Origin of the sequence: Zavarzinia sp., assembly GCF_049306435.1 — a bacterium.
GTDB lineage: Bacteria > Pseudomonadota > Alphaproteobacteria > Zavarziniales > Zavarziniaceae > Zavarzinia.
The window spans coordinates 1-26153 of the sequence record NZ_JBAQRT010000175.1; the positions used below are offsets into that span (position 1 = coordinate 1).

Annotated in this window: 23 protein-coding genes and 1 tRNA gene; 18 read left to right on the forward strand and 6 right to left on the reverse strand. The window is 66.9% G+C overall.

Annotated features, from left to right (window positions below):
- On the reverse strand, positions 1-286 hold a 286-nt coding region (locus tag WAZ62_RS09680), incomplete at its 3' end, for an iron-sulfur cluster assembly protein (protein WP_422643315.1).
- 178 nt (positions 287-464) lie between these two features.
- On the opposite strand from WAZ62_RS09680, the gene hflK reads away from it, so the two are divergent.
- The 3 genes from hflK to WAZ62_RS09695 all read left to right on the forward strand — a co-directional run bounded on the left by hflK (position 465) and on the right by WAZ62_RS09695 (position 4228).
- Positions 465-1589, forward strand: a complete 1125-nt coding sequence (gene hflK, locus WAZ62_RS09685; protein WP_422643316.1) for an FtsH protease activity modulator HflK — start codon at positions 465-467, stop codon at positions 1587-1589.
- The gene (gene hflC / locus WAZ62_RS09690; protein ID WP_422643317.1) at positions 1586-2503 is read left to right on the forward strand and encodes a protease modulator HflC; all 918 of its coding nucleotides are present in this window, start codon (positions 1586-1588) and stop codon (positions 2501-2503) included. Before hflK ends, hflC begins: the two co-directional genes overlap by 4 nt.
- A 186-nt stretch (positions 2504-2689) precedes the next feature.
- Positions 2690-4228, forward strand: a complete 1539-nt coding sequence (locus WAZ62_RS09695; RefSeq protein ID WP_422643318.1) for a DegQ family serine endoprotease — start codon at positions 2690-2692, stop codon at positions 4226-4228.
- Between the two features lie 61 nt (positions 4229-4289).
- Here the strand turns inward: WAZ62_RS09695 and WAZ62_RS09700 are convergent, their stop codons facing one another.
- Complete coding sequence (locus tag WAZ62_RS09700) at positions 4290-5714, reverse strand: WS/DGAT/MGAT family O-acyltransferase (RefSeq protein ID WP_422643319.1); 1425 nt, start codon at positions 5712-5714, stop codon at positions 4290-4292.
- 195 nt (positions 5715-5909) lie between these two features.
- Here WAZ62_RS09700 and trhA point away from each other — a divergent pair, with 195 nt between their 5' ends.
- The 7 genes from trhA to WAZ62_RS09735 all read left to right on the forward strand — a co-directional run bounded on the left by trhA (position 5910) and on the right by WAZ62_RS09735 (position 14357).
- Positions 5910-6590, forward strand: coding sequence for a PAQR family membrane homeostasis protein TrhA (trhA, locus tag WAZ62_RS09705; RefSeq protein ID WP_422643320.1), 681 nt, complete (start codon positions 5910-5912; stop codon positions 6588-6590).
- Positions 6591-6745: 155 nt separating this feature from the next.
- Complete coding sequence (locus WAZ62_RS09710) at positions 6746-8644, forward strand: pilus assembly protein TadG-related protein (protein WP_422643321.1); 1899 nt, start codon at positions 6746-6748, stop codon at positions 8642-8644.
- Entirely contained in the window at positions 8625-9056 is a 432-nt protein-coding gene (locus tag WAZ62_RS09715) for a TadE/TadG family type IV pilus assembly protein (protein ID WP_422643322.1), read from the forward strand. Before WAZ62_RS09710 ends, WAZ62_RS09715 begins: the two co-directional genes overlap by 20 nt.
- 21 nt (positions 9057-9077) lie before the next feature.
- Positions 9078-11123, forward strand: a complete 2046-nt coding sequence (locus WAZ62_RS09720; RefSeq protein WP_422643323.1) for a pilus assembly protein TadG-related protein — start codon at positions 9078-9080, stop codon at positions 11121-11123.
- Positions 11113-11592: a TadE/TadG family type IV pilus assembly protein gene (locus tag WAZ62_RS09725; RefSeq protein WP_422643324.1), complete on the forward strand. Its 480-nt coding sequence runs from the start codon at positions 11113-11115 to the stop codon at positions 11590-11592. The genes WAZ62_RS09720 and WAZ62_RS09725 overlap by 11 nt, the downstream gene beginning before the upstream one ends.
- A gap of 156 nt (positions 11593-11748) precedes the next feature.
- Entirely contained in the window at positions 11749-13875 is a 2127-nt protein-coding gene (locus tag WAZ62_RS09730) for a pilus assembly protein TadG-related protein (protein WP_422643325.1), read from the forward strand.
- A gap of 35 nt (positions 13876-13910) precedes the next feature.
- Positions 13911-14357, forward strand: coding sequence for a TadE/TadG family type IV pilus assembly protein (locus WAZ62_RS09735; protein ID WP_422643326.1), 447 nt, complete (start codon positions 13911-13913; stop codon positions 14355-14357).
- On the opposite strand, the gene WAZ62_RS09740 is transcribed toward WAZ62_RS09735, so the two are convergent.
- Complete coding sequence (locus WAZ62_RS09740) at positions 14347-15135, reverse strand: N-formylglutamate amidohydrolase (RefSeq protein WP_422643327.1); 789 nt, start codon at positions 15133-15135, stop codon at positions 14347-14349. The genes WAZ62_RS09735 and WAZ62_RS09740 overlap by 11 nt on opposite strands.
- 283 nt (positions 15136-15418) lie before the next feature.
- Here WAZ62_RS09740 and WAZ62_RS09745 point away from each other — a divergent pair, with 283 nt between their 5' ends.
- Positions 15419-16282: a CHAP domain-containing protein gene (locus WAZ62_RS09745; RefSeq protein WP_422643328.1), complete on the forward strand. Its 864-nt coding sequence runs from the start codon at positions 15419-15421 to the stop codon at positions 16280-16282.
- Positions 16283-16400: 118 nt separating this feature from the next.
- Positions 16401-17933: a WS/DGAT/MGAT family O-acyltransferase gene (locus tag WAZ62_RS09750; RefSeq protein WP_422643329.1), complete on the forward strand. Its 1533-nt coding sequence runs from the start codon at positions 16401-16403 to the stop codon at positions 17931-17933.
- 76 nt (positions 17934-18009) lie between these two features.
- Here the strand turns inward: WAZ62_RS09750 and WAZ62_RS09755 are convergent, their stop codons facing one another.
- Positions 18010-18195, reverse strand: coding sequence for a putative motility protein (locus tag WAZ62_RS09755; RefSeq protein WP_422643330.1), 186 nt, complete (start codon positions 18193-18195; stop codon positions 18010-18012).
- Positions 18196-18387: 192 nt separating this feature from the next.
- Here WAZ62_RS09755 and WAZ62_RS09760 point away from each other — a divergent pair, with 192 nt between their 5' ends.
- The 5 genes from WAZ62_RS09760 (at position 18388) to WAZ62_RS09780 (ending at position 23018) form a co-directional block, all read left to right on the forward strand.
- Positions 18388-18948 carry a precorrin-2 dehydrogenase/sirohydrochlorin ferrochelatase family protein gene (locus tag WAZ62_RS09760; RefSeq protein ID WP_422643331.1) on the forward strand — a complete coding sequence of 187 codons (561 nt, stop codon included), beginning with the start codon at positions 18388-18390 and terminating at the stop codon, positions 18946-18948.
- Positions 18936-19676 carry a phosphoadenylyl-sulfate reductase gene (locus tag WAZ62_RS09765; protein WP_422643332.1) on the forward strand — a complete coding sequence of 247 codons (741 nt, stop codon included), beginning with the start codon at positions 18936-18938 and terminating at the stop codon, positions 19674-19676. Before WAZ62_RS09760 ends, WAZ62_RS09765 begins: the two co-directional genes overlap by 13 nt.
- Positions 19677-19740: 64 nt before the next feature.
- Positions 19741-20001, forward strand: coding sequence for a hypothetical protein (locus WAZ62_RS09770; protein ID WP_422643333.1), 261 nt, complete (start codon positions 19741-19743; stop codon positions 19999-20001).
- A gap of 59 nt (positions 20002-20060) precedes the next feature.
- Positions 20061-20146 (forward strand) — tRNA-Leu (locus WAZ62_RS09775).
- A gap of 217 nt (positions 20147-20363) precedes the next feature.
- Positions 20364-23018 carry a hypothetical protein gene (locus WAZ62_RS09780; protein ID WP_422643334.1) on the forward strand — a complete coding sequence of 885 codons (2655 nt, stop codon included), beginning with the start codon at positions 20364-20366 and terminating at the stop codon, positions 23016-23018.
- Between the two features lie 59 nt (positions 23019-23077).
- Here WAZ62_RS09780 and WAZ62_RS09785 read toward each other — a convergent pair whose 3' ends face one another.
- On the reverse strand, positions 23078-23935 hold the full coding sequence (locus tag WAZ62_RS09785) for a LysR family transcriptional regulator (RefSeq protein ID WP_422643335.1): 858 nt from the start codon (positions 23933-23935) through the stop codon (positions 23078-23080).
- A gap of 244 nt (positions 23936-24179) precedes the next feature.
- Here WAZ62_RS09785 and WAZ62_RS09790 point away from each other — a divergent pair, with 244 nt between their 5' ends.
- On the forward strand, positions 24180-25445 hold the full coding sequence (locus WAZ62_RS09790; protein WP_422643336.1) for an OmpP1/FadL family transporter: 1266 nt from the start codon (positions 24180-24182) through the stop codon (positions 25443-25445).
- Between the two features lie 3 nt (positions 25446-25448).
- Here WAZ62_RS09790 and WAZ62_RS09795 read toward each other — a convergent pair.
- The coding region (locus WAZ62_RS09795; RefSeq protein ID WP_422643337.1) for an isocitrate lyase/PEP mutase family protein at positions 25449-26153 on the reverse strand (705 nt) is incomplete at its 5' end.

A 26153-nucleotide genomic window follows, 5' to 3' on the forward strand; every position in this document is an offset into this window, starting at 1 on the left:
GGCTGGCCGGCGCGGCGGGGGCGGGGGCGGGGCCATCGCGATGGGCGGTCAGCACGGCGTTGACGCTGATCACGCCGCGCAGCGCCATCACCGCCTTCTCGCAGGCGGCGCGCAGGGGCTCGAAGTCGGCGGCCTTGCGCGGGTCGATCTCGAGGCCGAAGGCGACATGGCCATCGCGCAGCATCAGGCCCTGAACACGTCCCGCATCGATCACGCTGCCGCGTTTTTCCGGGTCGGGAATGCGGGCGAGGGCGGCCAGAACGTCTTCGCGGGATATCGATGTCATTGCTTCAGTCCTTGAATTACCCGGCATTTCGCCCACATTGCGAGGGGCGACGGATGGGTGCGGCTGAATCAGGGAATAGACCGCCCCGGCCTTGCGTATGTCTGGGGTATAGCGCATCGCGGTCCGACACCCAACTGTCGGACGGGGATGCGGGTCTTGGTTGGGAGATAGCGACAGTATGCCATGGCAGAACAATGGCGGCCCCTGGGGTGGCGGCGGCGGCGGTAACGGCGGCAACCGCGGTCCCTGGGGACAGGGTCCACGGGGTTCGGGCGGCCAGCCGCCCAATCTGGAAGATCTGCTGCGGCGAGGCCAGGACCGTTTCAAGGAAATGGTGCCCGGCGGCAGCTGGGGCAAGCGCGGGCTGGTGCTCGCCGGCCTCGTCCTGCTGTGCGGTTGGGCGGCGACCGGGTTCTACCGGGTCGAGCCTGACGAACTGGGCATCGTCACCCGCTTCGGCAAATGGGTGGAAACCACGGAACCCGGCCTGCATTACCATCTGCCCGCCCCGATCGAGAGCGCGCAGACCCCCTCCGTCACCAGCCAGAACCGGGTCGATGTCGGCCTGACCACCTCGCTCGACGGGGCGCGGCCGCTGCGCCGCGATTCGACGGACGAAAGCCTGATCCTGACCGGCGACGAGAATATCGCCGATGTCGCCTTTTCGGTCTTCTGGGTCATCGACGACGCCGGCAAGTTCCTGTTCAACATCCAGGACCCGGCCGAGACTGTCCGCGCCGTCTCGATCTCGGCGATGCGCGAGGTGATCGGCCGTTCGCGCCTGCAGGATGCCCAGACCGAAGGCCGCGAGAAGATCGCCCGCGAAGCGCGCGAGCTGATCCAGCAGGTTCTGACGACCTATGGCGCCGGTGTCCAGGTGACCCAGCTCCAGCTGCACCGGGTCGATCCGCCTTCGGCCGTGATCGAGGCGTACCGCGACGTTCAGGCGGCCCGGGCCAACCAGGAACAATATCGCAACGAGGCGGAAGCCTATTACAACGACAAGGTGCCCCAGGCGCGCGGCATGGCCGAGAAGATCCTCCAGGAATCCGAAGGCTATCGCCAGCAGGTGGTGGCCGACGCGCAGGGCCAGGCCTCGCGCTTCCTGTCGGTGCTCAAGGCCTATGACCTGGCCAAGGACGTCACCATCCAGCGCATCTACATCGAGACGATGGAAGGCATCCTGCGCAACATGAACAAGATGGTGCTCGACGCAGGCGGCAATACCCAGGGCGTGCTGCCCTATCTGCCGCTGCCGGAACTCGTCAAACCGGGCGCCGGCCAGGCGGGAGGCACGCCATGAACAACCGTATCATCGCCGGCCTTGTCGTCCTTTTCGCGCTGTTCATCGCGGTCAGCTCGTCCTTCTTCACCGTCGACATGACCCAGCAGGCGATCGTCCTGCAGTTCGGCGAACCCAAGCGGCAGATCAGCGAACCCGGGCTCTATTTCAAGATCCCGATGGTCCAGAACGTCGTCTATGTCGACAAGCGGGTGCTGAACGTCGATGCCCCGGCCGAGGAACTGATCGCAGCCGACCAGAAGCGGGTGGTGATCGATGCCTTCGCGCGCTGGCGCATCGTCGATCCCCTGCGCTACTACCAGCGCCTGCGGACCGAGGATATCGCCCGGCGTCAGCTGGCGACCTTCATTTCCTCGACCTTACGCGACGTCGTCGGCCGCGAACCCCTGACCGCGCTGCTGCTCGATCCCCGGGCTGAAGGCCATGCCGGTGGCCGCCGGGCCGAGCTGATGCGCAACATCAGCCAGCTCGTCAACGACAAGGCCAAGGAAAACGGGCTCGAGATCGTCGATGTCCGGATCCGCCGCGCCGACCTGCCCGAGGCGAACAGCCAGGCGATCTTCCAGCGGATGCGCACCGAGCGTGACCAGGAAGCCAAGCTGATCCGGGCGACCGGCCAGGAAGCCGCGCAGAAGCGCCGCGCCGAGGCCGACCGTGAAGCGACCGTGATCATCGCCAATGCCCGGCGCGACAGTGAAATGAAGCGCGGCGAAGGCGATGCCGAGGCCAGCCGGATCTTCGCCGATGCCTTCGGCTCGGACCCGAAGTTCTTCGCCTTCTACCGCTCGATGCAGGCTTACCGCGAAGCGCTCAGCGACAAGACGACGACGATGGTGCTGTCGCCCAACAGCGACTTCTTCCGCTTCCTCGACAATGTCGCGGGGGCCATGGCGCCCGCGCCGGCCGCGCGCTGACCCGAACCGGACGGCCGCCAGGCGTTTCCCGCCTCGCGGCCGTCCGATCGCGGCCTTAATGCCTCCACATTCCCCGCCTACATCGCGACCAGAGGCGGCGGGCCATGACCCGTCCTTCTCGAATCAATTGCAGGATCGGCCGCGACAGCCAATCCTGCAGGGCGCATATTCAGGAGCCGTCAGGTGATGGAACCGACTCAATCCAGTGGCCGCACCCGCGTCGCCCCCCGCACCCTGGTGCTGGCCCGGGCGGACGGGGATGCCGTGCATCGCCGTCTCTTCGTGATCTTCACCGCCCTGCTCATGCTCGCCGTGATGCTGGGCGGCCGTGTCGCCGAGGCGCGGGCCGCCCCCGAGAGCTTCGCCGATCTGGCCGAGAAGCTCAGCCCGGCGGTGGTCAATATCTCGACCACCCAGACCGTGACCGGCGCGCCGGAAGGCGAAGACGGCGAAGTGCCGATGCCCCAGTTCCCGCCCGGCTCGCCCTTCGAGGAATTCTTCAAGGATTTCCTCGAGCGTCAGGGCCGTGGCAATGGCGAGCCGCGCAAGGTCACCTCGCTCGGCTCGGGCTTCATCATCGATGCCTCGGGCGTGATCGTGACCAACAATCACGTCATCCAGGACGCCGAGGAAATCACCGTCACCCTCGCCGATGGCACCAAGCTGCCGGCGGAGTTGCGCGGCAAGGACCCGAAGACGGATGTCGCCGTTCTCATCGTCAAGCCGTCGAAGCCGCTGCCCTTCGTCGATTTCGGCGACAGCGACAAGGCCCGCGTCGGCGACTGGGTGCTGGCGATCGGCAATCCCTTCGGCCTCGGCGGCTCGGTCTCGGCGGGCATCATCTCGGCCCGCAACCGCGACATCAACGCCGGCCCCTATGACGATTTCATCCAGACCGACGCCGCCATCAACCGCGGCAATTCGGGTGGTCCGCTGTTCAACATGGACGGCGAGGTGATCGGCATCAACACGGCGATCTATTCCCCGTCCGGCGGCTCGGTCGGCATCGGCTTCTCGGTGCCGTCGGCGCTGGCGCGTCAGGTCGTCGCCCAGCTGCGCGAATTCGGCCAGACCCGGCGCGGCTGGCTCGGCGTCCGCATCCAGTCGGTGACCGACGAGATCGCCGAAAGCCTCAGCCTGCCCAGGGCTTCGGGCGCCATGGTCGCCGGTGTCGACGAAAAGGGTCCGGCGGCCGAAGGCGGCATCGCCGCCGGCGACGTCATCCTGTCCTTCGACGGCAAGCCGGTGCCCGACATGCGCAGCCTGCCCCGTGTCGTCGCCGAAACCAAGATCGGCACCACGGTCGATGTCGTCATCTGGCATGACGGCAAGGAAAAGACGGTCCGGGTCAAGGTCGGCCAGCTGGACGAGGCGGCGACCGAGGTCGCGGATGCGGGCGGCAAGGGCGGCACCGCGCCGTCCAAGGCCCAGGTCGTGCTGGGCATGAGCCTCGCCGCCCTGACCGACGATCTGCGCGGCCGCCATTCGGTGCCCGAGGATGTGAACGGCGTCGTCGTCACCGATGTGAAGAGCGACAGTTTCGCCGCCGAGAAGGGCATCCGCCCGGGCGACGTCATCGTCGAGATCGCGCAGGACAAGGTGACCAGCCCGGCCCAGATCGCCGACAAGGTGAAGGCCGAGAAGGATGCCGGCAAGAAATCCGTGCTGCTCCTCCTCAGCCGGGCGGGCGATCTGCGCTTCGTCGCCATCCGCGTCGACAAGTAAGGCCACCCCGGGCCCCTGATCGGGCGCCGCTCCCTCCCGGGGGCGGCGCCTTTTTCTTGTCTTACGCGCTGCGCGCCGGTTTCGCCTTTCGGGCCAGGGCGGCCTCGAGTTCGGCCAGGGCTTCCGGCATCAGCTCCATCATGCGTTCGATATCCGGCACCACCTCCCGGTCGGCGGTCAGGCCGATGGCGACCTCGCTGCGGTAGGACATGATGGTGATGTTGAGGCCGATACCCTCGACCGCCAGCGAGATCGGGTAGGAATGCAGCAATTCCGCCCCGGCGAGATAAAGCGCGAAGGGCGGCCCCGGGACATTCGAGATGATGACGTTGTAGGGCGGCCGGTGCAGGTCGGCGACCTTGTAGCGGGAATAGAGCCTCGCGGCCTGGGCGGCGACGAGCGGGGCGGCGAAGGCGGCCCAGTTGGTCAGGGCGCTCGCCGGCAGGGCCTTGTGCGCTTCCTTGGCATCGACGGTGGAGGCGCGGATCGCCTCCAGCCGTTCCAGCGGATCGGCGATATCCGTCGCCAGCGACACGAACATGGCGGAGACGGCGTTGGACGCCCCGGCATCCGTCCCTTCCGCGCGCACCGAAACCGGGCAGACCGCCAGCAGGGGCTTGTCCGGCAATTCGCCCGCGGTCTGCAGATAGCGCCGCAGCGCGCCCGCGCACATGGCGAGGACGATGTCGTTCACCGTCGCCCCGGTCGCCTTGCGCAGCGCCTTGACCCGGTCGAGCGAGACCTCGCCCACGGCATAGCGGCGGTGGGGCGTGAGGGCGCGGTTGAAGGGGGTGCGCGGCGCCTGGAACGGGGCGGTGGGCACGGGTTCGCGCCGGGCCAGCGCCCGCCGGCCAAAGGCGACCCCGGCGGCGATCACCCGGGGCAGGCGGCGGAGGGAACGCAGGGGCGTGACGATGCCATGGACCGACGCCCGCAGCAGGATTTCCGCGTCGGTTGGCGCCCGCTCCGGCACCCAGGGTTTGTCCGGCGGCGGCACATGGCGCGGCTCGGGCGTGAAATCGAGCAGCGAGACCATCATCTCGGTGCCGGAGATACCGTCGATGCAGCAATGGTGGATCTTGATGTAGACCGCCACCTGATCGTCGGGCAAGCCTTCGATGACATACATTTCCCACAGGGGCCTGGTGCGGTCGAGGGCGCGGGAGTGCAGCCGCGCCACCTGCTCCAGCAGCTTGTGGCGGTCGCCCGGCGGCGGCACGGCGATGTGGCGCAGATGGAAATCGAGATCGAAATCCGGATCCTCGATCCAGATCGGATGATCGATGTCGAGGGGCACCGGGATCAGGCGCCGCCGGTAGGTCTTCGACAGATGCAGGCGGCTTTCGATCAGGTCGCGCACGGCGCCGAAATAGCCGGTGCCGATGCCCCCGGGCTTGCGCAGCACCCACAACATGCCGACATGCATGTGGTTGCTGGGCGTTTCCATGTAGAGAAACGTGGCGTCGATGCCCTTGAGGCGTTCCATGGGGGATCTCCGTGTGAAGGGGGGCCGTCTCGGCTACACGTCACACGCCGATGTCCTGGGCAATCTATCCGGGCGGAACAGCCGGCGGATCGACCGAATGGACTAGCGGCTTCCCGACCGGATGCTAGACTGGCGAGGGGTCAGAGGGGACGGAATGTTGGGTTACAGCTTGGCGCCGGTTCCAGGGGGCGCGTCATGACGCAGGCACCCTTCACCTGGGGGCCGCGAACCTATGAAGCGGCGGAATTGCGGGCCGACCGCATCATTCATTTCGCCGGCATCGGCTTTGCCGTTCTAGGTGGTCTGGTGCTGCTGGTCCTTGTCGGTCTGCGCGGCACCGGCGGGGCGCTGGCGGCGACGCTGCCCTATGTCGTCGGCCTCAACGCCATGCTGCTCTGTTCTTCAGCCTATAATCTGACCCGGCCATCGGCCCGGCGCGAATTCCTGCGCCGGCTCGATCATGCCGCCATTTTCGTCATGATCGCGGGGACCTACACGCCCTTCACCACCCGCTATCTCGACGGCGCCTGGGCGATCGCCATCACGACGACGATCTGGGGCATCGCCGCCATCGGCGTCTATGTGAAGGTCGCCTTTCCCCGTAGGTTCGAGAGGACTTTCATCGGCATCTATCTGGCGCTGGGCTGGATCCTGGTCATTCCGCTCCGCCAGTTGCTCGACGCCCTCGAAATCTCGACCTCGATCCTGATCGGTGTCGGCGGCCTGCTGTTCTCGATCGGGACGGTTTTCCACGTCTGGAACCGTCTGCCGTTCCAGAATGCGATCTGGCATGGTTTCGTGCTCGCGGCGTCCATCTGTCACTATGCCGCCATCATGCGGGCGATGGCCTTCGGTCTGGGGGGTGGCGGGGCATGAGGATTCGAATGCCCCAGAATGGGGTTATAAGTCCGGCCGATTCACTCTCTCGTTTAAGTTTATTAACCAGTGTCGGATCAAATTGAACCTGAAACGGTGTGAACGTGGCCTGTATCGGGGATAAGGTCTCGGCGTTCACCAATGGGGTCGGTTCTATGAGTGAAGCCAGGACATCAGGGCGGAAACGCGCGCCAGCAGGCGGCGAGCGCGGCGCGGCGGCCATCATTTTCGCGGTGGCCTTGCCCATTCTGCTGCTGATGGCCGGTTTCGTCGTCGATTTCGGTTACGCCCGCTACGAGAAGCAGCGGTTGCAGGATTCGCTGGATCTGGCGGCGATGGCGGCGGCGCGCCAGCTGGACGGCACCACGACCGAGCGGGCGGAAGCCCGCACGGCCGCCATCACCGTCATGACCGAAAATGGCTTCGACGCCGAAGCGATCAAGGCGATCGAATTCGGCCGCTATGACCGCACCCATTCACCCCTTGATCGCTTCGTCGCGGAATCGGCCAGCGGCTCGGCGTCGCCGACGGCGGTGCGCCTGACCGGCAGCGATCCGTCGCCCCGCTTCTTTTCGCGCATCATCGCGACGGATTCTCTCGATGTCGCGGCGCGGGCGACGGCGGTGACCACCGGCCGCTATGCCACGGTGCGCATCGGCAGCGGTCTTGCCGGGCTCGACAACGGCTTGCTGAACACCATTCTTGGCGCGCTGCTCGGCAGCAGCGTCAACCTGACCGCGCTCGACTACAACGGGCTGCTTGGCGCCAATGTCGATCTTCTCGGCTTTCTCGACGCCTACGCGGTGCGGGCCGGGCTCAATGTCGGCGATTACGATGGTCTTCTGGGGGCCGATGTTTCCGCGCTCGGCGTGATCGGCCTCGCCGCCGAACTGGCGCAAAATGCCGCCGCCGGCGATCCATCGGCGCTCGGTCTGGGGCTGGGCCTGGGCGACGCCTTTCCGGGCCTTTCCAAACTGCCGCTGGTGGGGCTCAGCGATGTCACCGTGAAGCTCGGCGATCTCCTCGGCGTTGGCCTCGGCACGGCGCAGAGCGGCCTCGCCACCACGCTCAATGTCTTCGACCTGGTCACCGCCGGCATTTTCGCCGTCTCGCCCAATGACACCACCAATGCGACGGGCGAACATGTCATCGCCGTCTCGCTCGGCACGTTTCTCGGCGCCAGCCTCGATGTCTCGGTGGTCGAGGGGATGCAGCAGCGGATCGTGACCGAAGGCGATATCGCCAGCGGCGATAATCTGCTGCGCACGGCCCAGATCCGGCTGTTGCTGCGGATCGATCTCGGTGGCCCGCTCGGCGGCGTGGTCGAGACGCTGAACGGGGTCTTGTCGCTGTTGCAACTCATCGGCCTCCATCTCGAACTTCTACCCGGCGGCGACAATCTCTCGGTCGGCGTCGATGTCGCCCCGGCCGAGGCGCGGGTCACCAAACTGGGGTGCGAGGCGCCGGCCCAGGCCGATCGCTACGTGCGGATGGATATCGACACCGGCCTTCTCACCGCCGTGGTCGGCGAGGTCGACCGCACCGCCTTCCTGTCCAACAATCAGGCGGCGGTGGCGACGCCGCTCAGCGTTCTCAATCTCGATCTCTTCGGTATTCCGCTGCTCGATCTCACGCTGGGCGTCAATCTGCCGGTCGCCGCGCCGAGTTTCGCCAATACCGACATCACGAGCGGCGAAACCACCGACGAAGCGGCCTTCCCGGATCTGTATGCCAGTTTCGCCGAGGCCGGGCATCAGCCCGACACTGTCGACTTCCCGAGCAGCATCCATGTCGGCACGAAACAGATCATCTCGACCCTGGGGCAGGATCTGCAATCGAAACTCGGCCTGCAACTCGGCGGTCTGGTCGGCGGCCTCGTCTCCGCCATCCTCAGCCCGGTACTGACCATCGTGGAGTTCCTGCTGACCAGCGTGCTGGGGCCGATTCTCGACGGGATCGTCGACCTGTTGCTGAACACCCTCGGCATTCGCGTCGGGACGGCGGATGTGGCCGTCGTCAATCTGGAGTGTGGCAATGCGAAACTTGTTCCCTGATCGCTGGTGCCGGCGCGCCCGGGCCGCGGGCGAGCGGGGCGTCGCCATGATCGAATTCTCGATCGCCAGCGGCATCATGGTGCTGATCCTGCTCGGCGTCTTCGCTTACGGCGAGATCCTGGCCAATTACATCGAGCTGAAATACGCGGTTGGCGAGCTGTCGCGCCAGGTCGCGGTCGGCAAGGATGCGGCGGACCGGCAGACCCGCTTCAACGCCGCCCGCGTGCGCATCATTGACAACAGTGGCTTCGACCAGGCTTGCGTGGACTTTCCGTCGCCCAGCTTTACCTCGGGCACCGTGGTCGTGACCGGGACCTATGATTTCAATGCCGATGGCTGCCGGACCATGCCGACCTTCTTCCTGCCGACGCCGGATACGCTGTCGGCAAGGAACGAATTCACCGTGCCCTGAGCCTGAAAGGCGCGCCGCACCATGACCATCATACCAGGCAGCACGACGAGCCGGCGCCACGCGGGGGAGAGCGGTGTCGCCGCCATCCTGCTGGCCGCGTCGCTGGTCGTCCTGCTGGGCATGGTCGCCATGGTGGTCGATCTTGGCTTTGCCTATTTCCAGCGCCAGCGGCTGCAGGATACGCTCGATCTCGCGGCGATCTCCGCAGCCCGGGAATTGTCGGGGCAGGGCGCGACGGCGGCGGCTTATCAGAAAGCGTCCGCCGCGCTCGCGGACAATCTCGACAATGGGGAATCTCTTCCCCTTGGTTATGGCTGCTCGGTGCCGACGGTGGTCGGCAGCGTGAACATCTGCTTCGGCAATTATCATGCGGACAAGGACGATAACGGCAACCGGCCGGCCCTCGTCGACCGCTTCCAGAACGAAGCGACGAACTGCAACGGCTGTGACGCCGTGCGGCTCTACGGCCGGGCGCCGTCGCCCAGTTTCTTTGCGACGCTGTTCGAGATATCGGAACTCGATGTCGCCGGCGTGGCGACGGCGGTCAAGGCGGGCTCGCCCCTGGCCCAGCTGACCCTGAAAAGCACGCTGGTGACCGTCGACAGCACCAAGTCGCCGCTGCTGAACGCCCTGTTCGGCGGCCTGCTGGGCGGCAGCGTCAATCTCTCGGTCGCGAGCTGGAACGGGCTTGTCGGCACCAGTGTCAGCCTCCTCGACTATCTCGATGTGCTGGCGGTCGATCTCGGTCTCGGGGCCGGCAATTACGACGATGTGCTGAACGCGCCCATTCAGGTCGGCGATCTGCTGGGGGCGATGGCCGATGTCCTCGGGCAGGGGTCGCCGACCTCGCTGCAGGCGGACGCCATCGCCGGCCTCGTCGCCCTTCAGGCGGTGGTGCCGGCGGGCTGGAGCCTCGCGCTCGGCTCCATTCTGGATGTCGCCACCGGGACGAGCGCGGCCGGCCTCGATACCGGCCTCAACGTCTTTTCCCTGGTCCAGGCCACGATCGAGGCGGCCAATGGCCGTCATGGTCTTGAAGCCGGCGTGCCGATTTCGGTCCCCGGCGTCGGTTCGGTCACGCTGAAACTCTCGGTGATCGAGCCGCCGCAGCTTTCCGCGATCGGCAATCCCGCGCTGGCCAAGGCCAATCCGCTGGGCGCCGACCGGATCTTCGTGCGTTCGGCGCAGGTACGGGCGGTCGTGTCGGTCAATCTCCCGGCGCTGTCGTCCGTCGTCGGTCTCGTCAACGCGGTGCTCAGTCTGGCGGGGCCGGTGACGACGCTGCTGAACGACGTTCTCCACCTCAATCTCGTCTCGGCGCTGACCGGCCTCGTCGGCTCCCTCGTCGGCATTCCTTATCAGGTGACCGATATCCAGCTGGTGCCCGGCAACCCGATCCGCATCGACGTCAGTCTCGACGTTGGCGCGGGACAGGCCTGGGTGACGGATTACAACTGTCCCAACACGCCGGCCGATACCAAGCGCCTCAGCGTTTCCGCCCGGACCTCGGCCGCCAATCTGCGCGTCGGCCGGATCGACCTCGCGTCCGTCTTCTCGTCGACCAGCGTCCCCACGGTCAGCCCGATTCCCCTTGTCGATTTCGGCGTGAAGACCTGCAGGGTCTTCCTGCTCGTGGTCTCGACCTGCGAGCCGCGGCGGGCCTTCGAAGGCGGCGGCATGGGCCTTGCCGTCAATACCGATGTCGCCGGCTCGGACCGCAGCCTGGCCTACGCCGATCCCAACCTCCCCGATATCGGCCATACCCCTTACGAGCAGTCGACCTCGAGCACCGACATCGTCGCGAGCCTGTCGTCGACCCTCGCCCATGTGACCATCCAGTCCTATGGGCCCTCATCGCCGGCGGGCGGGCTCGGTGGCCTGCTCAACCTCGTCGGATCGGCGGTCAATACGGTGGTCGGCCTGCTGCAGACGGCGATTTCCAACTTACTGTCGCCGTTGCTCGACCCGATCGTGAATTTCCTGCTCGATTTCCTCGGGATCGACATCGCGAAGATTTCCGTCGGAGCCAATCTGACCTGCAATGCGGGGGCGCGCCTTGTCAATTAGGATCGTCCGGGCCGACGGCTCGCGGAAACCGTTGAAGCCAAGCCGGCGACGGCGCTCGCGGGCGAGCGAAGGCGGCGAGCGCGGCGCGACGCTGATCGAATTCGCGCTGATCTCGAGCCTGATGTTCGCGATGCTGTTCGGTATCCTCTCCTACGGTGAAATCCTGGCCGATCAGGTCCAGTTGCGCCACCGCGTGTCGGAGATTTCCCGCCTGGTTTCACTGGGCGAGGGGGCGACCGACCGGGAATTGATCTTCAAACAGATCAGGGGCAAGCGTCTGGCCGGTTTCATGAACATCAACGGCTGCGCACCGGAATTCGAGGCGGACGGTTTCGCCGGCCCCGCCATCACCATCACGGCCCGATACCAGTATCAGGCCGATGGCCGTTGCCGGGTCATGCCCGAAGTCTTCACAGGCCTGCTGCCCGAGGGCATCGGGACCCGCGCCAGTTTCACGGTCGCGGACTGACCGGAAACCCGCGGATTCCCCGACGTTAACACCTTCTCCATAGTTTAAAGCCTTCAATTCGGTGACATCTCGGCCCCCAGGCGGGAAGCCGTGAATCCGGAGTGGGGGAGTGGAATGCCGTTGGCGAGGAACCTGAGATCGCCGGGCGAAGGAGGCATGGCCGCGCTTTTGCTGGTCGCCTGTCTGGTGCCGATCGCCGGCATGGTCGCGCTGATCATCGATGCCGGTTTCGCGTATTATTCAAAGCAGCGCCTGCAGGATGCGCTCGATCTCGCGGCTGTCGCCGCGGTTTCCGAACTGAAGGACGATGCCGGCAGCGAGGCGGCCGCGATCTCGGCGGCCCAGGCCGTCCTCGACTTCAATTACCAAAGCCTGGGGGAGCATCTGACCGTGGCCTCGGGTTGCGGAGGGGGGGCGACGCCAGGCCAGGTTCAGTTGTGTCTCGGTAATTTCGAGGCGCGCGACCAGAATGGCGCGCTGAAGCCGCTGGCGGATCGCTTCACGGCGAACGGCATCGACGCCAACGCCCTGAGCCTTGAAGGGCGAAGCCGATCGCCGGGCTTCTTCAGCCAGATCTTCAACATCGACGGCCTTGACGTCGCCGGTCGGGCGACGGCGGTCAAGGCCGGTTCGCCGGTCGCGCAGCTGACCATCAGCAGCACGCTGCTCAAGACCCACAAGGGTCTGGTCAATCAGGTGCTGGGTGTCCTTGGCGGCAATGCCAGTCTGAATTTCCTCGGCGCGAACGGCATCGCCAATGCCGAGGTCAACCTGCTCGGTTTTCTCGATGCCCTGGCCCTGTCGATCGGGGTCTCGGCCGGCGATTATGACGCGGTGCTGGACAGCCCGATCCGCATCGGTGATTTCCTGGCCGCGGCGGCCACGACGGTCGGCTCCGACACCACCACGGGCCTTGAACTTTCGGGCCTCAATTCCGGCAATGGTTTTTCCGCCGATGTCCGCGCCCTGCAGTTTCGGCTTTCCGATCTTGTCTCGGCGCAGACCGGCATGAACGCCGTTGGTCTCGACTTCGACATGAGCCTGTTCGAGATCGTCTATTCCGCCCTGCTGGTGGCCCATTCGAACCACGCGGTCAGCGGGGCGGTGGAAATCGATCCCGCCACGGTCTCCGGCTTCCCCTTCCTGAACATGGGCGGCGCCAACGCCACCATTTCCATCCGTTTCACCATTGTCGAGCCGCCGCAGATTTCCGCCGTGGGCAATCCGGCCGTGGTCGAGGCCCTGTCGGATGCGGACCGCAAGGATGTGAGCCGCGGCGGCATCTTCGTGCGCACCGCGCAGATCCGGCTCTATATCCGTATCGACATCCCGGCGCTGGCGACCCTGTCCAAGCTCCTGACCGACATGGCGGCCATGGCCTCGCCCCTGGCGCCGGTGCTGACATCGGCTGTCGGTCTCAATTTCGTGGGCTCGGTGCAGTCCCTGCTCAACCTGTTGAGCAATCTCCTCTTCATCGGGACCAGGACCGAACAGCGCGAGCTGCTGGACATCCAGCTGCTGACCCGATCGGAGGGCGATGGCCGTCCTCCGGGCCTCGACATCGTGGTCGATGTCGGCGGGGCCTCGGCCTATGTCACGGGCTATGGCTGTCCACCGACGGACGCCGCCAAGAGCCTCGATGTGCAGATCTCGTCGCAGGCGGCCAGCCTGCGGGTCGGGCGGATCAGCGATGTCGACGCCATCTTCTCGTCGACGACCGCGCCGCATGTCGAGCCCCTGTCCCTTCTCGACATCGGCTCCAAGCTCTGCACCACGACCAAGACCTGCCTGACCGCGCTCCTGTGCAGCCAGACCTATACGTGCGACAGCCGGGTGGCCATGAAGGGAGGCGGGCTCGGCCTCTATCTCGACACCGACATTCTGGGCACGGTCTATCCGGTCGATGTCTTCGCGAACCCGCCCGATGTCGGCTCCGACACGGCCGGGACCTGCTACAAGGGCAACGCGCCGCCGCCGCCCTATTGCGAACATCCGCGCAAGAACGAGCAGGGTATCATCGCTTCGGTGAAATCGACGCTGGCCGGTGCCCATTTCCACAGCTACAAACCGGACGGTCACGGTTCCGTCCTGAACGTGCTGATTTCGGCTGCGGATTCCGTCATCGGCACGACGGTGACGAATTTGCAGCCAATCCTGTCGTCAGTCTCGGGTATCATGGATCCGCTCGTGAACCATCTGCTGAACGCACTGGCCATTGGCGTGGCCAATGTCGACGTGGGGGCGCGGCTGACCTGCACGACGGGGGGCCGGCTTGTCCGTTGAAGGGGGCGGGCCCGGGGCAATGTTGGAGAGCCAAGATGGGTGCAAGGCGTATGATCGACGGGGCGGCTTCACCGCAGGGTAATGGCGGCGAGCGCGGCGCCACGCTGATCGAATTCGCGCTGATCTCGAGCCTGATGTTCGCGATGCTGTTCGGCGTGCTTTCCTTCGGCGAGATCCTGGCCGATCGCGTCCAGTTGCGTCATCGCCTGTCGGAAATTTCCCGTCTGGTTTCGCTGGGCGAGGACGCGACCGACCGGCAGCAGATCTTCAACGACATCAAGGACGACCGGATGTCCGGCTTCATGAACATGAGCGGCTGCTCGCCGCAGTTCACGGCGGACAGCTTCGCCGGGCCGAACATCACCATCACGGCCAGCTACCAGTTCCGCCCGGACGGCAGCTGCCGCGTCATGCCCGAGATCTTCGTCGGGATCCTGCCCGATCACATCACGATGACCGGCAGTTTCACCGTCACCGACTGACGGCGCCGGCTTCGACCGTCTCGATCCGGGCCGCGATCTCGCGCCAGCAATCCGCCAGCCGGCCGGCCCACAGGGCCTGGCCCGCGGCATCGGCGACACCGTCCTGGCGCATCTCGATCAGGACATGCAGCAGGCCCCGGCCCTCGCCATGGACCGGCATCGCGTAGTCGCCGGAATCCGTCACCGCATAGGGCAGGTTGTCGCCGACGCGGATCTCCGGCCAGCGCCGCTCGAGGGTCTCGATGAAGGCCCCGGCCAGCCGCCGGTCGCGGCCATAGGTGATGCCGATGTTCCAGGGCCGGGGCGCCCCGAGGTCGGGGGTGAAGGAATGGATCGCCAGCACGACGCTGCGCCGACCGGCGGCCCGGCGCCGGTCCAGAAGGCTGATGATCGCCTGATGGTAGGGGTGGAACAGCGCCTCTTCCCGCGCCTTGCGCGCTCCGGCGTCGAGGCCGGCATTGCCCGGCACGGCGATGCCGCCCGTGACCTCGGGGATCGAGGTCGGCACCCCCGTTGGCCGGTTGCAGTCGATGGCGAGTCGGGAATAGCCGGTCAGCACCAGCGGCGCGTCGATCGCGGCCGAGAGCTGGCGGGCGACGGCGGCCGCGCCGATGTCCCAGCCGATATGCTCCCGCCGCCGCGCCTCGCTCAGACCGAGGTCGCCCAGCCGGCGGGGCAGCAGGGGGCTGGCATGGTCGCACAGCAGCACGGCGTCGCCGGCGCCCGACTCGTTCAGGACTTCGACCGGCGCCGGTTCGTCGGCAAAGAGAAGCAACATTTTTTCCTATCCACATTGGGATGAATGACAGGGTCCGCGCCTTCAGCTTTAGCAACGGGTTGCGTTCTCCGGCAACGGGGATGGCGGGATTCGGGCCAGATATTGTGGCAAGCCTCCCGTTCTGCCCCCGCCGGTCCTCCCGAACCCCGGGCGAATGCCGGTGGACATGATTATTTCGGTTTGTTACACCGGCTGGGCAGGGCAATTGGACTGAACGGCAGGGGGCAAGATGGTGACGCGTGCAGGACGGTTTGGTCGCGGCGTTATCGCGTCTCTGGCAATCGTGATTTCGCTTTCGGTCATGTCGCCCGCCAAGGCCATCGAATGCGTCCCCTATGCCCGTCAGATTTCCGGTGTGCAGATTTCGGGTGATGCCTGGACCTGGTGGGGCCAGGCCCGCAGCGAAGGCTACGGCACCGGTGTCCGCCCCAGGACCGGCGCGGTCATGGTGTTCAAGCGGGCCAACGGCATGCGCCGCGGCCATGTCGCCGTGGTCCGCAATGTGATCAATTCCCGCGAAGTCGTCGTCGACCACGCCAATTGGGCCACCCGCCGCAGCGGCCGCAAGGGCATGGTCGATCGCGGCGTTTCCGTGATCGACGTTTCGCCGCGCAACGACTGGTCGATGGTCCGGGTCTGGTATCCGGTGGTCGACGATTACGGCACCTCGGTCTATCCGCTCTTCGGTTTCATCTATAACGGCGACGGCAAGGGCCGTGACAATGGCGATGTCGAGCAGGTCATGGCCAGCGCCGACAACACGCCCGTCCGCTCCGCCGTTCCGCGTCCGGCGAATGCCGGCATGGTCGCCGTCTCGGTGCCCGCGCGTGGCGCGGCCTCCGGCACGCTGGATGCCCAGCTGGCCGGCGGTTCGGTCCAGATCCGCGAAGGCAAGCCCGTGGTGATGGGACGCCCGGTGGTGTCGGCCGGCGATCCGGGCGCGCCGCTCGCCGAACTGGTGCCCACGCGCCGCCCGACCGAAAGGGCTGATGGCGCCCGCACCCCGGCCGCGAAACGCAGCGTGGTCGAGGTATCGGGGACGCCGGTTCGTCTCGTCGCGCTGAAGCCGGCGCGGGACAGCAAGGGGGGCGGTGCCGAGACCGTCAGCCGTCCACCGGTTCTGCCGACGCTGAAGCCTGTGCCATAACAGCCCACATTGGTTTCGATCCCGACGCCGCCGGTGACCCGGCGGCGTCGTTGTTTTATGGTCGCCTGTCAGTTGCGTATCGCTGTTGGAAAACACTCGAACGCGGGAGATGGCGCCCATGCATCAGTTGAGCGGTCTGGACCAGGGCTTCCTCCATCTTGAAACCGCCAATTCGCCGATGCATATCGCCGGTCTGTGTTTCTACACGCCGGCGTCGGCGGCCCAGCCGTTCAGCTTCGAAGCCATCCGCCGCGGCATAGAAGAGCGGCTGCACCTCGCCCGCACCTTCCGCCAGCGTCTCGTCGAGGTGCCCCTGTCGCTCGACCGGGCCTATTGGATCGAGGATCCGGATTTCGACCTCGACTATCACCTGCGCCATGTCGCGGTGCCGTCGCCGGGCGACTGGCGCTCGCTGGTCACCATGGCCTCGCGCATCCTGTCCCATCCGCTCGATCGCAGCCGGCCCCTGTGGGAATTCTACGTCATCGAGGGGCTGGACGGCATCGACTGGCTGCCGCCGGGCAGTTTCGCGACCCTGATCAAGATCCACCATGCCGCCATCGACGGCGTCTCGGGCAATGATATCCTCTTCGCCCTGACCGACCTGACGCCCGAGGGCCGCAACATCGAGCCGCCGCGCCGCCGCTGGGTGCCCGAGCGGGTGCCGACCGCCGGCAATCTGCTGCTGCGCACCGCCCTCGCCTCCGCCGTCGCGCCCTTCAAGCTGGTCGAGGGCGGCGCCAAGCTGGCGTCGACCGTCATCGGCACCGTCGCCCGCCTGCCGAAATACCGCGAGGATCCGCCGCCCGCGCCCTTCCAGGCGCCGCGCACGCCGCTGAACGTGCCGATCTCGGCCCAGCGGGTATGGGATGGCGCGGTCTTCCCGCTCGACACGGTGAAGCGCATCCGCAAGGCGGTGGAAGGGGCGACGGTGAACGACGTCATCCTGACCGTCTGCGCCGGAGCCCTGCGCCGCTGGCTCGACAAGCATCATGCCCTGCCCGAGAAGTCGCTGATCGCCTTCGCGCCCATTTCGGTGCGCGCCGAGACCGAGAAGGGCAAGCTGGGCAACCAGGTCTCGGGGATGCTGGTCTCGATCGCGACCGATGTCGCCGATCCGCTGGCCCGCCTCGCGGCGGTGCACGAGAACACGGTGAAGTCGAAGAGCCTGACCAACGCGATCGGCGCCCGCACCCTGACCGATTACACGAAATATGTGCCCTCGGCGACGGCGGCGCTGGCGACGCGGCTCTACACCCGGATGAAGGTCGCGGAAAGCCACAGTCCGATCTTCAACTGCGTCATCACCAATGTGCCAGGGCCGCAGATCCCGCTTTACAGTCTCGGCAACAAGCTGGTGGCCCAGATCGGCTATGGCCCGATCTTCGACGGCATGGGCCTTCTGCTGGCGATCTTCAGTTACGAGGGCACGATCTCGATCGGTGTCTCGTCGTGCCGGCGGATCATGCCCGACATCGCCGATTTCGTGGCGTTCCTGAATGCCTCGCTCGAGGAATTGCGCGTGGCGGCGGAAGCGGCGCTGGCGGGCAGGGCGCCCGATGCCGTGGCCGAGGCGGCGCCGACCAAGCCGGCCCCGCGCCACAGGTCGCGCCATGCCGCGGAAATCCCGCCTGTCGCCACCGTGACCTGAAAGGGCCGGCGGCGAAGTCATGCCGCCGCCGCATGTCTGCCCGTCATCCGCCGCGGCGAAAGCCGGGGCTGGGGGCTCAGGCCAGTTGATCGACCTGCTGGCCCATGCCTTCCGGCGGGCGGGGCATCGCTTCCATGGTCGCGAACAGTTCCGCCACCACCTGACGCTGGAAATCCGCGTTCTGCTTGACCGCGACGAGGGAAACCTCGCTCCGTGTCTGCAGCGAATTCATGGTGACGGCCAAGGTGGCGAGGTCGGACATGGCATGAGCCTCCTTGTGTCAGGTTAGGCTGTGATTCCCTGACAACATATTAATACATTCGGTTCATGTGATAGGTTTCGCATTAATTAGATATTGCGTGAAAGAACCTAATTCCCATATCGTCCGCATCCCAATCTGTCCGGCACGCCTGTGTGCCGGCCGGGAAGCGAGATCCCTGGTTTCGAGGTGGCGATGCTGCCCTTGGCACTCGATATGAGCCGTCTTTCGGTCGCCGTCGTCGGCCGGGGCGAGGTCGTGTCGAAACGGCTGGCCCTCGTCGATCAGTCGGGCGCCGTGGATGTCGCGGTTTACGCCCCCGGCGCCGGTCCCGAGCTTCGCGCGGCGGCTGGCGATCGCTGGCGGGATGGTTTGCCGGACGCGGCGGCGCTGATCGGTGCGCGCCTCGTCATCGTCGCCGGTCTTGTCCGCGCCGAGGCGGAAGCGGTGGCTTCGGCGGCACGGGCCGCGGGGGCGCTGGTGAATGTCGAGGATGTCGTCGAATTGTGCGACGTGCATCTGCCCGCCCTGGTCCGGCGGGGCGATCTGACGATCGCGGTGTCGACCGGCGGCAAGAGCCCGGCGCTGGCGCGCCGCCTGCGCCGTCATCTGGAACGCGCCTTCGGTCCCGAATGGGGCCAGAGGCTCGAGGAACTGGCCGCGGTTCGGCGGCAATGGCGCGAGCAAGGCCTGACCCCCGGGGACGTTTCCCGCCGGTCGGATGCATATCTGGACGAGAAGGAATGGCTGGCATGAATGCCCTGGCGGCCGATCGCAAGCAATGGGCGCGTGATCACGCGGCGGCGCTGCGCAATCTCTATGGTCCGCTCGACGGGGAAGGCCTGGTCAAGGTCATGACCCAGCTCGAATTCCGTGGCCGGATCGCCCTTGTCTCCTCCTTCGGGGCCGAATCCGCCGTGCTGCTTCACCTTGTCGCCAAGGTCGACCGCAGCATCCCGGTGATTTTCCTCGATACCGACAAGCTGTTCGGCGAGACCCTGCGCTATCGCGACCGCCTGACCAGGCTGCTCGGCCTGACCGATGTCCGCACCATCGAGCCCGATCCGGTGGCGGTCGCCGCGCGCGATCCCGATGGCGTGCTCTGGCGCGACGATCCCAATGCCTGCTGCCGTCTGCGCAAGGTCGAGCCCTTGAACCGCGCGCTTTCGGGTTTCGATGCCTGGATCACCGGCCGCAAGCGCTTCCAGACCCAGGAGCGCGCGGAGCTGCCCAATCTCGAGTCCGCCAATGGCCTCGTCAAGGTCAACCCGCTGATTTCCTGGGATGCCGAGGCGCTGGACGCCTATCGCATCGCCCATGACCTGCCGCCCCATCCGCTGGTCGAGGACGGCTATCTCTCGATCGGCTGCATGCCCTGCACCGATCGCGTGGTGCCGGGCGGCGACTATCGGGACGGCCGCTGGGCCGGCACCGAGAAGAAGGAATGCGGCATCCATCTCGAAGCCGACGGGTCGGGTATCTGAAACCAGCGGAACTTGTGCGCGGCGCACCGTGTTAGGTCGTGGGGGCCCAACACGGAGTATCGCCATGCGCATGCGAAGCAGCCTTCCCCTGATTCTCGTCTCCACCCTCGCCGCCGGCCTCGGCGCCTGCGCCGGACCCCGCGCGCCGCTCACTGCGACCCCCAACGGCTATACGGTCGCGATCGACGATGATGTCGACGAACTCGCGAAGGCGACCGAAAAGGCGCAGATTCACTGCGCGCAGTACAGCCGCGCGGCCCGTCTCGACACGATCGGCGAAATCGACGGCAAGCGGATCGCCAGTTTCTCCTGCACCTCGAACTGACCTAGCAAAGAGTGCTTGCCTCCCCCGGCCGAGTTTGCTACTACCCCCGCCTGCCCGGAGCGGTCGTGGCGGAATGGTAGACGCGCAAGCTTGAGGTGCTTGTGGGGTAACTCCCGTGGAAGTTCGAGTCTTCTCGACCGCACCAAACTGAAAACCCCGGATGGCCTGGCCATCCGGGGTTTTTCGTTTTCCGCCGCCGCCGATTCTCCCCGTCCGACCATTTGGGATTTGGCGCCACGCCTTCGCGTCATGCCCGCATCCGGCCCCGGACAAACCCCGTAACAGCGATGGGGGACGCGACAGAGGACGTCCTCCCGCCCTCGGAATGCCGCGGGGCGTCAATACCAGACCCGGAGGGGCAAATGGCGATTTTCAATGGCACGGCAGGGGATGACGTGCTGACCGGCACCAACGACGCCGACCAGTTCAATGGAGGAGCCGGCAACGACACGATCACCGGCCTGCGCGGCGACGACGCGGCGACGGTGGATGTGTCCATGGATGGCGCCGACAGCGTCGACCTCGGGCTCGGCAACGATGTCGTCAATGTGACCAGCGCCGGCACCGGCGAAATCCGCGTCACCTTCACCAGCGCGGAAGTCGGCAATGGCAACGCCCTCGACGCCGGCACGCTCGCCAATCAGGACGGCGGTCTCGCCGTTCGCTTCCAGCTCGAAGACGCCATGGGTATGCCCACGGGCGAGCTGTCCCGCTATGACGACGAGAGCATCACCTTCGTCTCGCAGACGCCGGGTCTGACCTTCGACGTGCGCGACATCGTCTCCGGCGTCCAGCGCGGCAATCTGTTCGAGGTGGTCGGCCTCGGCACCTTCCGCAACGATCGCCTGATCGACCAGGGTGACCGGGCGAATTACTTCAACGCCGGTCGGGGCGACGATTGGGCGACCGGCGGCAACGGCGATGATTTCCTCGTCGGCGGCGCGGGCGACGACATGCTGCGCGGCCGCGGCGGCGACGACCGCTTCATCGGCGGCGCCGGCAATGACGCCGTCTTCGGCAGCGTCGGCGACGATATCGCGATCTTCAACGTCTCGACCGACGGCAGCGACATGGTCGACCTCGGCACCGGCGCCGATCTCGTCAATGTCGCGGCCTCGGGGCCCGGGCAGATCCGTCTCGGCTTCACCTCGTCGCAGGTCGGCAATGGCGATGTGAACGACAGCAACACGATGGCCAATCAGGACGGGGGCCTCGCCGTTCGCCTGCAGGCCGAAAACGGCATGGACCTGCCGACGGGCGTTGTCAGCCGCTTCGACGATGAAGGCGTCACCTTCGTCGCGACCACGGCCGGCGTGACCTTCGATATCCGCGATCTCGTCTCGGGCGTCGCGCGGGGCGATCAGTTCGGCGCCGCCACCCTCGGCACCTCGGACGGCGACACGCTGATCGCCGCCCTCGCCGGCAAGGCCTATTACTTCAACGCCGGCCAGGGCGACGATGATGTGACCGGCGGCGATCTCGCCGACTTCCTGGTCGGCGGCGCCGGCAACGACATGCTGGACGGCGGTCTCGGCGCCGACAGCTTCATCGGCGGCGGCGGTGCGGACATGATCAGGGGCGGCGCCGGTGGCGATACCGCGATCTTCAATGTCTCGACCGATGGCGCCGACAGCGTCGACCTCGGCGATGGCGACGACCGGGTGAATGTCTCGGCCTCGGCTCCGGGCCAGATCCGCCTCAGCTTCACGTCCGCCCAGGTCGGCAACGGCAACGCGAACGACAGCAACACGCTGGCCAATCAGGACGGCGGCCTCGCCGTCCGCCTGCAGGCCGAGGATGGCGCCGATGGCCTGACCGGCGCGATCAGCCGCTTCGACGACGAGGGCATCACCTTCGTCGCGACCACGGCCGGCGTGACCTTCGATGTGCGCGATCTCGTGTCCGGTGTCGCCCGGGGTGACATGTTCGAGGCGGCCATCCTCGGCACGTCGGGCCGCGACGCGGCGGGTACCGTCGTCGCCGGCGATCATTATTTCAACCTCGGCCTCGGCAACGACACGGCCATGGGCGGGGCGGGTGACGACTTCCTGGTCGGCGGGGGCGGCAACGATTATCTGTTCGGCGGCGATGGTGCCGACAGCTTCATCGGCGGCGCGGATCGGGACCAGATCTTCGGTGGCGCGGGTGCCGACCGGGCGATCTTCAATGTCTCGACCGATGGTGCCGACAGGATCGATCTCGGCGGCGACATGGACATGGTCACGGTCAACGCGGCCGCCCCCGGCCAGGTCCGCCTGACGTTCACCTCGTCGCAGGTCGGTAACGGCAATGTGAACGACAGCAACACGATGGCCAATCAGGATGGCGGTCTCGCCGTTCGCCTGCAGGCCGAGAACGGCGCCGACATGCTGACAGGCGCGGTCTCCCGCGTCGACGACGAAGGCATCACCTTCGTCGGCGGTACCGGCGTGACCTTCGACGTCCGCGATCTCGTCTCGGGCGCGGCCCGGGGTGACATGTTCGGTGCCGTCGCCCTCGGCACGGAACAGCGCGACATCATGTCGGCCGATATCGCCGGCAAGGCCTATTACTTCAACGCCGGGGCCGGCAACGACATGGTCACCGGCGGCATCGAGGCCGACTTCCTGGTCGGCGGCGCGGGCAACGACATCCTGCGCGGCGGTCGCGGCGACGACAGCTTCATCGGTGGCGGCGGGGCCGACCGTCTGTCGGGCAGCATCGGCGACGATCGCTTCATCTACGCGGCGACGAGCGACAGCGGCACCACCGCGACGACCCGCGATCTGATCACCGATTTCAGGTCGGGCGACCTGATCGTGCTGACCGCGATCGATGCCAACTCGGGTACGATGGAGAATGACGCCTTCAGCTTCATCGGCACCGATGGCTTCACCGGCGTCGCGGGTCAGCTGCGTCAGTCCGCCGACGGCATGGATACCGTGGTCGAAGGCGACGTCAATGGCGACGGCATGGCCGATTTCCAGATCGGCATCGCCGGCAATCCGGTCCTGACCAGCGCCGACTTCCTGCTCTAGGAAGATCGGCCGCGCCCCCGCCGGCCCCGCCCGCCAGCGGGGGCGCACCCCCTGCTTCGTCAGTGTCGCCGGGGGATTCCGGCCATATGGCTGTAAAAGGCGCGGATCCGCGCCGTGCTCATCAATTCCCTCGGGGTCAGCAGCCAGATATCCTGGCTCAGCTCCTCGATGGGCAGGGTCAGCCGCTCCAGCTCCGGATCGTCGTCGCCGAGCGCGGTCGGCAGGACGGCGACGCCGATGCCGGCCTGGGCCGCGCGCAACATGATCAGCGTCGTGTCGACCTGGGCCGCCACCTTGGCGCCGGGAACATGCTGGTTCATCCAGCCCTCGATCTGGCGCCTCGGATATTGCGCGGCGTAGGTGATCCAGGGCAGGTCGCGAAAATCATTGGTCGGGCGCCGCCGCTCCAGCAGGGACCGGGCGCCATAGACCGCGTGGTCCAGCCGGTCGATGCGGCGTCCGATCAGGTCCGGCGGCGGATCGCCGGTGGCGCGGATCGCCACATCCGCCTCGCGCCGCGCCAGATCGCGGATCTCGTTGTCGACGATCAGCTCCAGCTCGATCTGCGGATAGTTGTCGCTGAAACCGCGAAAACTCTCGGCGTAGAGCCAGGCGCCGGCATCGCAGGTGGTCAGGCGCAGCGCGCCGGTCAGGCGATCATCGATACCGGAAACCTGGCGCTCGAGTTCGAGCATCTGGTCCTCGATGCGCAGCGCCGTTTCCAGCACGGTGACGCCCGCCGCGGTCAGCGCCGCGCCGCCGCGCTCGGCATCGACGAGGCGCGAGCCATAGCGCTGCTCGAGGTCCTTGATCCGGCGGGCCACGGTCGTATGGGTCACGCCGAGGGCCTTGGCCGCGCCGCTGAAGCTGCCGTGGCGATGGACCGCCACGACGAACATGAGATCGCCCCAGTACATGTCTCCCCCTCGCGGCTGTCCCGTTGAACATTTTTGCACAGGCCGTCCCCGAACTATGCCATTTCGCGACAGGTCCCGCGCAAGCATTCTGTCGTCGGCGTCCGGATTGGGGAAAACCGGTCGCCCAATCGGGGGCGCGACCAGGCCCTGAAAATCACGACAACAAGCAGGTGGCCGCGCTCATACGAATTGTGCAGGGAGCACGAGGGCGATGGTATTTGGGTGGCGTGTCGGTGTCCTGGCGATGGTCGGGACCTGTGGAATTCTGGCTGGCGAGCCCGCCTTCGCGGCGGCGGGCGTGATGATGACCAGCGTGGGCGCGAAGGAAAAGGGCATGGGGGGCGCCGGCTTGGCCCTGCCCCAGGATGCGGTGGCGCCGATCAACAATCCGGCGTCGACGGTCCATGTCGCCGACCAGTTTTCGGTCGGCGGCACCCTGATCCTGTCCGAACCCTCGATGCGGGTCGAGGGGGTGGGGGCCGGGCCGTTTCCCCTGGCGGAAGGGCGGTGGGACGGCGAGGAGCGGCTGTTCACCGTGCCCTACATGTCCCTGACGCGGCGGATCGACGACCGCTGGTCGGCGGCCTTTTCCGCTTATGGCCTGTTCGGCCTCGGCGTGTCCTATCCCGGGCAGGTTCGGCCCGGCTGCCCGGCGGGCCTGCCGGGGATGGGGCCGCTCTGCGCCGGCAAGACCACGGTGGATACTTCCGCCCTGTTCCTTTCGCCAACCATCGCCTATCGGCTGACGCCGGGGACCTCCATCGGCCTGTCGCCGTCGCTGGTCTATGGCCAGTTCAAGGCGCGGGGCTTCGGTGCCCTGGCGGCTTTCGGCGCGTCGAGCGACGCGGCCCATGTCACCGATCAGGGCATCGACGAATCCCTCGGCTATGCCGCCAAGATCGGCCTTCACCATCAGGGGGAGAGGCTTTCCCTCGGCCTGACCTATCAGACCGAGGCCGACATGCGGCCCTATGGCAAATATCGCGGGTTGCTGCCGGAAGGCGCCAATCTCGACCTGCCGGCGGTTCTCGCGGGCGGCCTCGCTTATCGGATCGGCGAAGGGTTCAATCTGGTGGCCGACGCCAAATATGTCTTCTATTCCGAAGTGCCGGCCTTCTCGAACCGCTTCGTCAGTCCGCTGGGGCCGGGGCAGCCCCCGCTCGGCAGCGATGGCGCCGCCGGCTTCGGCTGGGATAATCAATTGGTGCTTCACCTCGGCGCCCAGCAGCGGCTGGGGGAGGGGCTGGCCCTCCGCGCCGGCTATACTTACGCCGATCAGATCTATCCGGGCAGCGAAGGCCTGTTGAACGCCCTCGCGCCGGCCGCCTTCCGCCATGGCGTCACCGGCGGGCTCAGCGTCGCCCTGTCGGCGGCGATGACGCTCGACGCGGCGATCGCCTGGTCGCCACCCGTCGCGCTCCACGGCCGCAACGGACTGTCGCCCGGCCAGACCGTCTCCGCCGCCAATGAAGCGACCGAATTCGCCTTCGGCCTCAGCTACGCCTGGTAGGGGTCAAAGACCCATGCGGCTGTTGTAATCGGCGAATCCGAGGCGGGGCCAATCCGCCGGCAGGCCCCCCGTGGCCAGAAGCCGGCGGTAAGCCCCGTCGAGGGCTTTCGCCGCCACCAGCAGGGCCGAGACCGGATGGATGACGAGGGCAAAGCCGATCTCGCCGAGGCTCGCTACGTCGAGGCCGGGGGTGGCGCCGTCCTCGACCATGTTGGCGACCAGGGGCACGCCCGGAAAGCGCCGGGCGATCGCCGCCATCTCGTCGAGGTCGCGGGGCGCCTCGACGAACAGAAGATCGGCCCCGGCCGTCAGATAGGCATCGGCCCGGCGCAAGGCCTCGTCGAGGCCATGGGTCGCGATCGCATCGGTCCGGGCCATGATGCGGAAATCGGGATCCCGCCGCGCCTCGACCGCCGCCTTCAGCCGGGCGACCGCATCCTCGACCGGCACCACCGCCTTGCCCGCCATATGGCCGCAGCGCTTGGGCAGGACCTGGTCTTCCAGTTGGATGCAGGCGGCGCCCGCCTGTTCGTAAAGCCGGGTCAGCCGCGCCGTGTTGCGCGGCCCGCCATGGCCATTGTCGCCATCGGCGATCAGGGGCGCGGGGCCGGCGGCCTCGGCCAGGGCGCGCACCCGGTCGGCCATTTCCGTCGCGGTGACGAGGCCGATGTCCGGCGCGCCCAGCAGGCTGCCGGCGATGCCGAAGCC